12 protein-coding genes are annotated in these 11691 nt (G+C 72.9%); 6 read left to right on the plus strand and 6 right to left on the minus strand.

Features of this window, described 5'->3' with window-relative positions; translation table 11 throughout:
* Positions 1 to 259 precede the first annotated feature (259 nt).
* Positions 260 to 1000: an HU family DNA-binding protein gene (locus FBY41_RS12735; RefSeq protein WP_141844609.1), complete on the plus strand. Its 741-nt coding sequence runs from the start codon at positions 260 to 262 to the stop codon at positions 998 to 1000.
* Between the two features lie 148 nt (positions 1001 to 1148).
* On the opposite strand, the gene cofC is transcribed toward FBY41_RS12735, so the two are convergent.
* The gene (gene cofC / locus FBY41_RS12740) at positions 1149 to 1964 is read right to left on the minus strand and encodes a 2-phospho-L-lactate guanylyltransferase (protein ID WP_221629273.1); all 816 of its coding nucleotides are present in this window, start codon (positions 1962 to 1964) and stop codon (positions 1149 to 1151) included.
* Between the two features lie 266 nt (positions 1965 to 2230).
* On the opposite strand from cofC, the gene FBY41_RS12745 reads away from it, so the two are divergent.
* On the plus strand, positions 2231 to 3028 hold the full coding sequence (locus FBY41_RS12745; RefSeq protein WP_260439738.1) for a lysophospholipid acyltransferase family protein: 798 nt from the start codon (positions 2231 to 2233) through the stop codon (positions 3026 to 3028).
* Complete coding sequence (locus FBY41_RS12750) at positions 3025 to 4023, plus strand: NAD(P)H-dependent glycerol-3-phosphate dehydrogenase (RefSeq protein WP_141844612.1); 999 nt, start codon at positions 3025 to 3027, stop codon at positions 4021 to 4023. Before FBY41_RS12745 ends, FBY41_RS12750 begins: the two co-directional genes overlap by 4 nt.
* 118 nt (positions 4024 to 4141) lie before the next feature.
* On the opposite strand, the gene FBY41_RS12755 is transcribed toward FBY41_RS12750, so the two are convergent.
* Entirely contained in the window at positions 4142 to 5227 is a 1086-nt protein-coding gene (locus FBY41_RS12755; protein WP_141844613.1) for a trans-sulfuration enzyme family protein, read from the minus strand.
* 50 nt (positions 5228 to 5277) lie between these two features.
* Here FBY41_RS12755 and FBY41_RS12760 point away from each other — a divergent pair, with 50 nt between their 5' ends.
* Positions 5278 to 6417, plus strand: a complete 1140-nt coding sequence (locus FBY41_RS12760; protein WP_141844614.1) for a D-alanine--D-alanine ligase family protein — start codon at positions 5278 to 5280, stop codon at positions 6415 to 6417.
* A 149-nt stretch (positions 6418 to 6566) separates the two neighbouring features.
* Here the strand turns inward: FBY41_RS12760 and FBY41_RS12765 are convergent, their stop codons facing one another.
* Both FBY41_RS12765 and FBY41_RS12770 read right to left on the minus strand, forming a co-directional pair.
* On the minus strand, positions 6567 to 6965 hold the full coding sequence (locus FBY41_RS12765) for a DUF3515 domain-containing protein (RefSeq protein WP_260439740.1): 399 nt from the start codon (positions 6963 to 6965) through the stop codon (positions 6567 to 6569).
* A 50-nt stretch (positions 6966 to 7015) separates the two neighbouring features.
* The gene (locus tag FBY41_RS12770; RefSeq protein ID WP_141819150.1) at positions 7016 to 7249 is read right to left on the minus strand and encodes an Lrp/AsnC ligand binding domain-containing protein; all 234 of its coding nucleotides are present in this window, start codon (positions 7247 to 7249) and stop codon (positions 7016 to 7018) included.
* Positions 7250 to 7473: 224 nt separating this feature from the next.
* Between FBY41_RS12770 and thiL the strand changes: the two genes are divergently transcribed.
* The gene (gene thiL / locus FBY41_RS12775; protein WP_260439741.1) at positions 7474 to 8439 is read left to right on the plus strand and encodes a thiamine-phosphate kinase; all 966 of its coding nucleotides are present in this window, start codon (positions 7474 to 7476) and stop codon (positions 8437 to 8439) included.
* Positions 8440 to 8549: 110 nt separating this feature from the next.
* Here thiL and rpmB read toward each other — a convergent pair whose 3' ends face one another.
* Together rpmB and FBY41_RS12785 are read right to left on the minus strand one after the other, a co-directional pair.
* Positions 8550 to 8738, minus strand: coding sequence for a 50S ribosomal protein L28 (gene rpmB, locus FBY41_RS12780; protein ID WP_141821962.1), 189 nt, complete (start codon positions 8736 to 8738; stop codon positions 8550 to 8552).
* A 193-nt stretch (positions 8739 to 8931) separates the two neighbouring features.
* Positions 8932 to 9699 (minus strand): fructosamine kinase family protein, encoded by a 768-nt coding sequence (locus FBY41_RS12785; RefSeq protein WP_141844615.1) that lies wholly within the window; start codon positions 9697 to 9699, stop codon positions 8932 to 8934.
* Positions 9700 to 9927: 228 nt separating this feature from the next.
* Here FBY41_RS12785 and FBY41_RS12790 point away from each other — a divergent pair, with 228 nt between their 5' ends.
* Positions 9928 to 11688 carry a DAK2 domain-containing protein gene (locus FBY41_RS12790; protein ID WP_141844616.1) on the plus strand — a complete coding sequence of 587 codons (1761 nt, stop codon included), beginning with the start codon at positions 9928 to 9930 and terminating at the stop codon, positions 11686 to 11688.
* Positions 11689 to 11691 lie beyond the last annotated feature (3 nt).

Genomic DNA, 11691 nt, shown 5'->3' on the forward strand with positions numbered 1-11691 from the left:
GTTGAGACACGACGAATCCCACTGCCTCCCAGTGGGATTCGTCGTTTTCTAGGTTGCGGGACGTCGCGCGGAACGTGGTTCGACCGGCGGTCGAGGAGGCGTCCCAGGGCGTCAAAGTGCTTGCGACACAACGAAAGAGACACAGAGCGGTGATGGACGTGCCCTCCGACTCGGCCTAACGTCAGGAGGTAGCCGGACGTGCTCCGGACTCACATCCCGTCGGGTCGCCTGACACCGACAGTCCTCTGGAGGGGAAGACGTGAACAAGGCAGAACTGATCGACGCACTCGAGGTCAAGCTCGGCAGCAAGAAGGTGGCGTCCGACGCGCTGGAGGCCTTCCTCGACGTCGTCATCCGTGAGGTCGCCAAGGGCGGCAAGGTCGGGATCACCGGCTTCGGCACGTTCGAGCGGGCCGACCGTGCGGCGCGCACCGGTCGCAACCCCAAGACCGGAGCGACGGTGCGCATCAAGAAGACCCGCGTGCCGAAGTTCCGCTCGGGCACGAACTTCAAGGAGGTCGTGGCCGGCACGAAGAAGCTCGCCAAGGACCAGCCTGCTGCCTCGCGGGCGTCGGCCGGCTCCGCCACCCCGGCGAAGAAGACCGCGACGAAGGCCGCCGCCACGAGGACCGCTGCGAAGAAGACGGCCACCAAGGCTGCTCCGGCCAAGCGGGCCACGGCCACCAAGGCTGCGCCGGCCAAGACGGCGACCCGCAAGACGACGACCGCGACCAAGGCGGCTCCCGCCAAGGCGGCAGCGCGCAAGACGACGACCGCGACCAAGGCGGCTCCCGCCAAGACCGCCGCCAGGGCCACGACGCGCAAGGCCGCGACGACCACCGCGACGAAGGCCGCCGCCACGAAGACCGCCGTGAAGAAGACGGCGACCAAGGCAGCACCCGCCACGGTGAAGAAGGCAGCGACCAAGGCCGCCCCCGCCAAGACCGCGGCCAAGACGACGACCCGCAAGACGACGGCGAAGAAGGCCGCGTCGCGCTGAGCAGTCTGATCGGCCGCACGTCCACCCCTCAGGTGCTCGACGGGCCGCGCCGGGGTCACCCCGGCTCGCGGCCCGTCGTCGCACCGTGGGGTCGCCACGCGGGTGGTGGATGCCCGAGGGGTCAGCGGCGCCAGCAGTGTGAGCGGTGTCAGCGGATGCGCTGGTCGTGCCCGATGCCGACGATGCGCATGGCGACGACCATGTCGTCGACGACCTCGACGGTGAGCCGCTGACCGCTGCGCAGCAGCCGAAGACCGCTGTCGTCGAACGTGTGGGCGTCGAACGACAGCTGCACTCCGTCGTCGCGCAGCACGCTTCCCGTGCGGGTCTCGGGGTCGAAGGTGTGCACGGTCGCCTGCATGCTCCTGATCCAACCAGATGCCCGGTCCGTGAGAAGGGCGCTCGTGCGCCGGCCGAGCCCGATCCGTCGGGCTGCGGCGAGGCTCGAGGCGTCGTCGACGTCGGTGCGAAGGCTCGGCAGGTCGAGCTCGAGGCGCGCTGCCCCGTCCGCCGCATGGCGGGCCGCGCTGTCGGGTCCGAAGCGCGGCTCGAAACCAGCGCCGCACCGGAGCACGGTGCCGGTGCCGGCAGCATCGGGCACGAAGGACTCCCCGACCTCGAGGGCCGCTGACAATGCCGCGGCCAGGTCCTCGGGGCGCAGCGCCGGCACGTCTCCGAGCAGTGCCGCCGTCAACCGGCCTACCGGGGTCGCCGCCTCGCCGGCGCGGACGGCGGCGTTGAGCCCAGCCCCGGGGTCGTCGACGACCACGACGCCACGCGACCGCCACGTCGTGCGCACCCCGTCGTCGGAGGTCACGACCACGACCCTGCTCGGGCCCACGGCTGCGACGGCCGCCGCGATGGTGTCGTCGGCGATGGCCCACGAGAGCATCGCGCGGTCGGCGCCGACGGCGGGTCCGAGACGAGACTTGCCCTGATCGGTCCGCTTGACGGGGATGACCACGTGCCAAGGGTGCTCGCGGCCCACGAGGCCGCCCCCCGGGACGTCGGAGGCGCTCGAGGGCGTGCGTGGCGTCGAGGTTGGACCGGTGGATGGCTCGCGGGGGCTTTGGCTCATGCTGGCGAACATCGTGCCACTCGCGGGCTACGCTGCTCGACACCACGTCGCGGCGTGGACAAGATGAACCTGCGCGACACCCGCGCGGCCGCCCGAGGTCGCGTACCCCGCACGGCGCCCGCCGTGCGCACGACGAGGAGGATCAGACGAACGTGGCCGGTGCCCGCCGAAAAGGCCTCCCGTGGGCCTACCGGTTCGCTGAGATCCTGGTGCGCCCATGGCTCGTGCTGCTCACGAAGCGCGACTGGCGGGGCGCCGAGAACCTCCCGCGTGAGGGCGGCTTCGTCGTCTCGCCCAACCACATCTCGTATGCCGACCCGCTGCCCTTCGCGCACTACATGTTCGACAACGGCCGGCCGGCATACTTCCTCGCCAAGGAGAGCGTCTTCCGCGTACGAGGTGTCGGCTGGCTGCTGCGCAAGGCCGGCCAGATCCCCGTCTACCGCAACTCGGCGGCGGCCACCGACGCCTTCCGGGCCGCCGTCGAGGGGGTGCGTGCGGGCAAGCCCGTCGCGATCTTCCCCGAGGGCACGATCACGCGAGACCCGGACCTCTGGCCGATGCGCGGCAAGACCGGGGCGGCCCGCGTCGCCCTCGAGACGCGCTGCCCGCTCATCCCCGTCGCGCAGTGGGGGGCTCAGGAGATCCTCTCTCCCTACGGTCACCGCCCGTCGCTCTTTCCCCGCAAGACGATCCGGGTCATCGCCGGGCCACCCGTCGACCTCACTGACCTCTACGGCCAGCCCCTGGACACGAAGGTGCTGCGCGAGGCGACCGACCGCCTCATGGACTCCATCACGACGCTGCTCGAGCAGCTGCGCGGGGGGTCTCGACCCGTCGAGCGGTTCGACCCGCGAGTCCACGGGGTGCCCGAGATCGGCGACCCGCTGCGCCACGAGGACATCGGGCGCACCGCCCGACCACGCTCCGACGAGAGGGACAGGTCATGACGCACGTCGCGGTCATGGGCAGCGGCAACTGGGGCACGGCCTTCGCCGCGATCCTCGCCGATGCAGGGTGCAGGGTGACGATGTGGGCGCGGCGTGCCGAGACGGCTGCGGCGATCAACGCCGGGCACAACGCGGGCTACCTGCCCGAGCTCGACCTGCCGGAGGCCGTGCGCGCCACGACGGCGCCCGAGGAGGCGCTCGAGAGCGCCGACATCGTCGTGCTCGTCGTGCCCTCGCAGACCTTGCGCGACAACCTGTCACAGTGGGGCGCACACATCCCGTCCGGCGCGCCCGTCGTCTCCCTCATGAAGGGCGTCGAGCTCGGTACGACGATGCGGATGAGCGAGGTCATCGCCGAGGCGGGGCGCATCGAGCACGACCGTGTCGTCGTGCTGTCGGGCCCCAACCTCGCACCCGAGATCGCCCGCAAGCAGCCCGCCGCGGGTGTCGTCGCCTGCCGTGACATGGCCACCGCCGAGCGCGTCGCCACGGCGTGTGCGACGCCCTACTTCCGGCCCTACACCGACACCGACGTCGTCGGCGCCGAGGTCTGCGGCGCGACGAAGAACGTCGTCGCGCTCGCCTCGGGCATGGCAGAGGGCATGGGCTTCGGCGACAACACCAAGGCCACGATCATCACCCGGGGTCTCGCCGAGACGACCCGGTTGGGGCTGGCCCTCGGTGCCGACCCCCAGACGTTCATGGGGCTCGCGGGCGTCGGTGACCTCATCGCCACCTGCATGTCGCCGCTGTCGCGCAACCACTCCTTCGGGGTGCGCCTGGGCCGTGGCATGACGGTCGAGCAGGCTGCCGCCGAGATGCGTCAGACCACCGAGGGCGTCAAGTCCTGCGAGTCGATCCTCACCCTCGCCCAGCAGCACGACGTCGACATGCCGATCTGCGAGCAGGTCGTCGCCGTCATCCGCGACGGCCACTCCGCGAGCGAGGTCGGCCCGCGACTCATGTCGCGCGACCTCAAGGCCGAGAAGCGCTGAGCCCGCAGGTCGCCCCGCGCCTCGGGCGCGGACGTCCAGACCCACGAAGTGCCGGCCGCGACGTCGGGGCCGCACGGGGCGAGCGGCATACCGGGGTTTGTGGGTCTGACGTGCTGCGTCAGACGGCGTCGAGGGCCTGCTCGAGGTCGGACCAGAGGTCCTCGACGTGCTCGATGCCGACGGAGAGCCGCACGAGGTTGACCGGCACGGCGTGCGGCTCGCTCGGGTGGCGGCGGCGGCGCTCGAGCTGCGACTCGACGCCACCCAGGCTCGTCGAGTGCAGCCAGAGCCGGGTGGCCGCGCACAGGCGCTCTGCGGCGGCCGCGTCGTCGCCGACCTCGATGGCGATCATCGCGCCGGCCCCGGGGTAGCGCACGCGACCGACGGCGGGGTGCCCCGCGAGCCGCTCGGCGAGCACGGTCGCGTTGGCGCAGGCCCGTTCGAAGCGGACGGCCAGCGTGCGCAGCCCCCGGAGGGCGAGGTAGACCTCGAGTGGGCCCGCGATGGCGCCGTGCAGCGTGCGGTGCCGCTGAAGCCGCTCACCGAGGGCACGGCCACGCTCGGTGTCGGCGACGACGGTCGCCCCGAGCACGACGTCGCTGTGCCCGGAGAGGTACTTCGTCACCGAGTGCACGACGACGTCGGCGCCGAGGGCGAGCGGCCGCGAGAGCAGGGGTGTCGGCAACGTGTTGTCGACGACGCTCGTCACGCCGAGCTCGCGCGAGCGGGCGAGCACGCGCTCGAGGTCGATGACGTCCATGAGCGGGTTGGTCGGCGACTCGAGCCAGAGCAGGTCGGCACCGACGAGCGCGGAGAGGAAGCCCTCGGTGTCGCTCGCGTGCAGCCGGACGACCGTGCCACCGGCCTGCTCGAAGGCGAGCAGGAGGTCGCCCGTGCCGTTGTAGGTCTGGTCGGGGGCGACCACGGTGCGGCCCGGCGCGGCGAGCGACAGCGCGGCAGAGATCGCGCCCATGCCGGAGGCGTGCACGAGCGCCCCCCCGCCCTCGAGCTCCCCGAGGGCCGACTCGAAGGCGTTCCACGTGGGGTTCGCGACGCGGGCGTAGTTGACCGGGCCGTCGGCGGCATACGTCGACGTCAGCTCGACGGGGACGTTGACTGATGCTCCCGGCGTGCGCTGCGGGCGCCCCGACGCGACGAGGACGGTGTCGACGTGCAGGGGAGCCTGGGCGTTCTCGAGAGCCATGGCCTCAGCGTACGAGGGGCGGGCGGGGGCGCCCGCTAGAGTTCCGTCTGATGACCACGGACCAGCCCCAGCCCGCCCAGCCGAGCCGCCGCCCCCGCGTGGCCATCGTCTTCGGAGGTCGTTCCTCCGAGCACGCCGTCTCGTGCGCCACCGCCGCCGGCGTGCTGCGCGCCATCGACCGCAGCAAGTACGACATCGTGCCGATCGGCATCTCGCGCGACGGCCAGTGGGTCCTCGTCGAGGACGACCCGTCGCGCTTCGAGCTGACCGCCGGACGCACTCCGGAGGTCGAGTCGACCGCCGCCCACGTCGTGCTGCCGCTGTCGACGCGGGAGACGTCGCTGACCGTGCTCGAGGCGGGGCAGCCGCCGCAGGAGCTCGGTGAGGTCGACGTCGTCTTCCCGCTCCTGCACGGGCCGTTCGGGGAGGACGGCACGCTGCAGGGCTTCCTCGAGATGTCGGACGTGCGCTATGTCGGCTCCGGCGTGCTCGCCTCGGCCACGGGCATGGACAAGCACTACATGAAGGTCGTCTTCGCCGGCCACGGCATCCCCGTCGGGCCGTATGCCGTCATCACCGACCGCGCCTGGCGCTCCGACCGTGCCGCCGCACTGGCGTCCTGCGAGAGACTCACGTACCCGCTCTTCGTCAAGCCGGCGCGGGCCGGGTCGTCGATGGGCATCACGAAGGTCGAGGACCCGGCCGACCTCGAGGCCGCTGTCGAGGCAGCGCGCGAGCACGACCCCAAGGTGCTCGTCGAGGAAGGCATCGCCGGCCGCGAGATCGAGTGCGCTGTGCTCGAGGGGCACGGCACGGACGCGCCGCGCACGTCACAGGTCGGCGAGATCGCCGTCCACGACAACCACGCCTTCTACGACTTCGAGGCGAAGTACCTCGCCGAGGCCGACGTCGACCTCAGCTGCCCGGCCGACGTGCCCCCCGAGATCTCCGACGAGGTGCGCCGGCTGGCGGCGGCGGCCTTCGAGTCGCTCGGGTGCGAGGGCCTGGCCCGGGTCGACTGCTTCTACACCGACGACGGCCGCGTCCTCGTCAACGAGATCAACACGATGCCCGGCTTCACGCCGACGTCGATGTATCCGCGGATGTGGGCGGCGACCGGACTGTCCTACCCCGAGCTCATCGACGAGCTGCTCGAGCTCGCCCTCGAGCGACGCACCGGGCTGCGCTGACAGGCCATCGCGTCGAGGAAGTGGGCACTCGACCGGGTCGGTGCGTCGAGTGCCCAGTTCGGGGCGTGGGGAAGTGGGCACTCGACGGGCACACCGAGTCGAGTGCCCAGTTCGGGGCGTGGGGAAGTGGGCACTCGACGGGGACGGGCTCAGGTGCAGTGCCGGCCGTTCGCCGGGAGCGACGAGGCCACCGGAGTGAAGGCCGGCAGGAGCAGCGGCACGGGACCGTAGGCGCCGGGGGCGAGCACCTCGATCGCGGGGTCACGGCCATAGGTCGTGGCCATGGACCCGTCGCTGAGCGAGCGCACGACCCAGTCCACCCCGTCGACCGTCACGCAGTCGTCGGTGGTCGGCCCGAGGGGCTCGAGGCCACAGCGGGCGATGAGTGCCGGCTCTCCCCACGCCGCCACCGACCCGGACTCGGGGTCGGTCGTGACGCGCGCCTGGCCCGCCACGGTGGCGGGCCAGGCGGCTGACGCGCACGCGGGCGCGGCCGATGCCGGGGCCAGCGCCACCTCGGGCGCGCGCGAGCAGGAGCCGAGCAGCACGACGGCGACGCAGAGCGTCGCCGTCGTGAGTGTGCGTCTCAGAGTGGGCCTCAGACGTGGACCACCGTGCAGGTGAGCGTGCGCGTGATGCCGGCGACGTCCTGCAGCTTGGCGATGACGAGCCGCCCGAGGTCGTCGACGTTGGACGCCTCGACGCGGGCGATGACGTCGTAGGGGCCGGTGACGTCCTCTGCCATCGTGACGCCGGAGATCGCTGCGATCGCCTTCGCGACGCTGGCCGCCTTGCCGACTTCGGTCTGAATCAGGATGTAGGCCTGAACCACGTGTCACCTCTTTGTGTTGACGGATCGGACGGTCCTCGGGGGACTCGCGACACTCGAGCGCGCCGGGCGAGCCCCGCCCGCACCCAGTGTGACTGCGGCCGTGACCTGACGCTACCTTGCCACGAGACGTTTCGTCCCAGCGACGGGCCCCGCGGCCGAGACCGCGGGCCAGAAGGGGAGTGGGCCTCGTGCCGGACCCGAGCCGATCGACCCGAGGGCCGATGATGACGGGTGGCACGCCGCTGCGGACCCTCGACGAGGACGACCTCCTCGACCGGATCCTGCCGCTCTTCGGAGGCAGCGACGACCTCGTCGTGGCTCCCGGCGACGACGCGGCCGTGCTGCGCACCACCGGCGAGACGGTCGCGACGACGGACACCGCCGTGCTGGGGCGCGACTGGCTCGACGCCTGGTCGTCCGGCTCCGACATCGGCCACAAGGTGATCGTGCAGAACCTCGCCGACGTCGCGGCCATGGGAGGCACGCCCACGGGTGTGCTCATCACGCTCGTGGCGGACCCGGGGCTGTCGCTCGAATGGGTCCTCGACCACGCCGCGGGGCTGGGCAGCGCCTGCGCCGAGGCCGGGGTGGCCGTGCTGGGCGGAGACCTGTCCTCGGCGCCCCCCGGGGTCGTCATGGTCTCAGTGACGGCGCTCGGCCGGCTCGACGGGCCGGTCGTGCTGCGGTCTGGAGCCACGCCCGGTGACGCGCTTGCCGTGTGCGGGTCGCTCGGCCTCGCGGCCGCCGGTCTGCGCCTGCTCGAGACCGGGTCCGAGGACCGTCACCCGCTCGCCGTGGAGCGTCAGCGGCGCCCGGTCTCACCGCTCGCGCAGGGCCCGGTGGCCGCGCGGGCCGGGGCGACCGCGATGCTCGACGTGTCGGACGGACTCGTGCGTGACGGCACCCGGCTCGCACGGGCCAGCGGTGTGGTGCTCGAGATCGTCCTCGAGGCTCTCGAGGTCGACCTCGCCGAGATCCGCGGCGCCGTCGGGGCGTCCGAGGCCCTCGAGTGCGTGCTCGCCGGGGGAGAGGAGCACTCGCTGCTCGCGACCTTCCCTGTCGACCTCGTGCCCGCCGGCTGGCGGGTCATCGGTCGCGCCCGCGAGATGGCGGCGGGTGAGCGACCGGGCGTGCTCGTCGACGGTCACTCCGTCGCCCACACCGGCTGGGACCACTTCCGCAGCTCCTGACCACCGCGACTGCGCGGAGCCGCACTGGACGCTGGTGCGAGCAGGCCTCCCCGGGCACGACAAAGGCCGGCTCCCGATGGGGGCCGGCCTTCAGCGTTGGTGAGGGGCGTTCAGCGAACGACCTTGCCCGCCTTGAGGCAGGAGGTGCAGACGTTGAGTCGCTTCGGCGTCACACCGTTCACCAGCGTCCGCACGCGCTGGATGTTGGGGTTCCAGCGGCGCTTGGTGCGGCGGTGCGAGTGCGAGATGTTGTGACCGAAGCTCGGCCCCTTGCCGCAGACGTCGCAGTTGGCAGCCACGGGGTTCTCCTGAAGATCGATGTTGACGAAGTGCTTGCGCTCCACCCGCTCCGCGGGCCGACTCACGCCGGGGCGTGCGTCACCGCCGTGTGCACGGGGGGAACCGGGAAAGCGTAGCCGACGAGGTGCTCGGACGACAAAACGGCGGACCGCTCACCCGGCGCAGAACCCCGCGAGGTCACGGGGGCCGAGGTCAACGGTAGCGCGCCGCGACCGTGACGAGCTCCGCGGCATACGCCGGCCCGTGCGAGGCGGCGTGGGTGGCGAGCGGATGGAGCTGGTGGAGGCCGATGAGCGAGCGCCACGTGCGGTCGAGCGCCGCGGTCTCGGCATAGGCCGCCTCCACCCGGTCACGCTCGGGGCAGCCGAAGAGCGCGAGCATCGCGAGGTCGGTCAGGCCGTGGCCGCCGTGCGCCGCCGGGTCGATGATGACGGCTCCGGCGTCGGTGAAGACGACGTTGCCCGACCAGAGGTCGCCGTGGAGGCGGGCGGGAGGCCGGTCGTCGTCGAAGGTGCCGGCCGCGATGCGGTCGCAGACCGCCTCGACGACGAGCGCCCCGGCACGGTCGAGGTGGCCTGCGTCGACGGCACGGCGCACGAAGGGCCGCACGCGCTGCTCGGCGTAGAACGCGCCCCACGTGGGGGTCGGCTCGTTGCGCTGCGGCTGTCGGCCGATCCACGCATCGCCGCTCCAGCCCGGTGGGGGAGCGCCGAAGGCCGCGGCTCCCGCGGCGTGCGTCCGGGCCAGGCCGCGCCCGAGGGCCTCGGCCGTCTCGGGTGTCGCGCGTCCCGGGACGAGCGGGGCCAGGTCGATGTGGTCGACCGCCACGTCGAGCACGGCGACGGTTGTCGCGCCCCCCTCAGCCTCCGCGAGCCAGCGCAGGCCCGCAGCCTCGACCTCGAAGAAGCCGGCCGGGGCGCCGGGCCACGACTTGCGGTGGACGGAGGCGGGACGCGGCACGCCTCTTACCGTAAGGCTGCTCCGATCACGTGGCGAGTGCTCGAGAGCCGGGCCCTGCGCCCCGCTCCGCGCGCTGGTGCATGCGACCGTCGGGGCGAGGCGCTAGCCTGCCGACCAGCGGCCGTGGGTACGGACCGGTGGGTCGGACCGACGGGCGGGCCCACCCGAACCCGCACCGCGCGCGTCCGTCACATGCACGGTCGCGGTCGATGACGAGCAGGAGGATGGATGCCTGGCGCAGCACGGCTGCCCGACGGGTCGCCGCGTGCCCTGCTCCCCGTGCCGGGTGCGCTCCCCGTCCTCGACGTGCCGGCGGTGCGGCGCTGGGCCCTGCTCACCCGCTCCGTCTTCGCGGCGAGGCGCGTCGAGATCGATGCCCTCAACGTCTTCCCGGTGCCCGACGGCGACACCGGCACCAACCTCTTCCTCACCTTCGACGGCGCGGTCGAGCGGATGCTGACGCACGACCCGCACGGCGCCGGCGACCTGCTCGCGGCCTTCGCCAAGGCGTTGCTGTGGACGGCCCGCGGCAACTCCGGGGTCATCCTCAGCCAGCTCGCCCGTGGCCTCGCCGAGGCGTGCGCCGACGCCGAGGTCGTCGACGGCCCGCTGCTCGCCCGCGGCCTCGTCCGCGCGGAGGAGCGGGGACGCCAGGCCGTGACCGACCCGCAGGAGGGCACGATCCTCTCGGTCGCCACAGCCATGGCGACCGCGGCCGTCGAGGCCGCCGGGGCCGACGGGCCCCCCGAGACGAGGCTGTATGCCGTGTCGCTGGCAGCGCTCGAGGCCGCACGGGTCGCGCTCGACCACACTCCCGAGCAGCTCGAGGTGCTCGCTCGCGCGGGGGTCGTCGATGCCGGGGGCGCCGGGCTCGTCATCCTCCTCGAGTGCCTGGAGCGCATCTGTTCCGGCCAGCGCGGTCGCCCGAGCAGCGACGACCCCTCGGGGCGCCGAGGGCGCTTCCGCACCGAGCACGTCGGCCCGCTGACTGCGGGTCGACCGGACGACACGGTGCACGACCACGCTGGTGACGACTCGCCCGCCTACGAGGTGATGTATCTCCTCGCCGACTCCGACGAGGAGGCCGTCGCCGCGCTGCGAGGCCGTCTCGTCGAGCTCGGAGACTCCGTGCTCGTCGTCGGTGGTGACGGTGAGTGGAACATCCATGCGCACGTCGACGACGCCGGTGCTGCGGTGGAGGCCGGCATCGTCGCCGGTCGCCCCCACCGGGTGCGCATCACGCGGCTCGACCGCGACGTCGTGCCCCTCGGTCACGGGGCGGAGTCGGCGTTGCGTGCTCACGAGGCCTCGCGGCATACGGGCTCGGCGATCGTGGCCTGCGCGGCCGGCGACGGACTGGCCGCCCTCTTCGGTGAGGCGGGGGCCGCGGTCGTGCCGTCGGGGCCGGGCCGCCGCGCCTCGACGGGCGCCCTCATCGCCGCCATCAGGGCGCAGCACGCGACCGGCGCCGCAGGCGTCGTCGTGCTGCCCAACGACGGCGACACGCTGCTCGCTGCGGCAGCGGCGGCACGGGCCGTGGCCGACGACGGCATCGACGCCCAGGTCGTGCACGCCCGTACGGCGGTGCAGGGCCTCGCGGCCCTCGCCGTCTTCGAGCCCGGTGCGCCCCCGTCCGCCAACGTCCTCGCCATGCAGTCGGCGTCGTCGGCAACGCGCCACGGTGCCGTCACCGTGGCGAACCGGGCGGCTCTGACGAGCGCCGGGCCGTGTGAGCCGGGCGACGTGCTCGGTGTCGTCGACGGCGACATCGTCGTCGTCGGCAGCGACGAGGTCGAGGTGGGCCGCGAGGTCGTGCGCCGGCTCCTCGCGAGCGGCGGCGAGCTCGTGACGGTCGTCCTCGGCTCCGGCGCGCGCGACGGGCTGGGGCAGGCCCTCGCGGCCGAGGCGACATCGCAGCACCGCGGGGTCGAGGTGTCACAGATCGACGGTGGGCAGCCCGTCTACAGCGTGCTCGTCGGGGTGGAGTAGGCC

This window comes from Humibacillus xanthopallidus, assembly GCF_006716675.1.
Taxonomy (GTDB): Bacteria; Actinomycetota; Actinomycetes; order Actinomycetales; family Dermatophilaceae; genus Humibacillus; species Humibacillus xanthopallidus_B.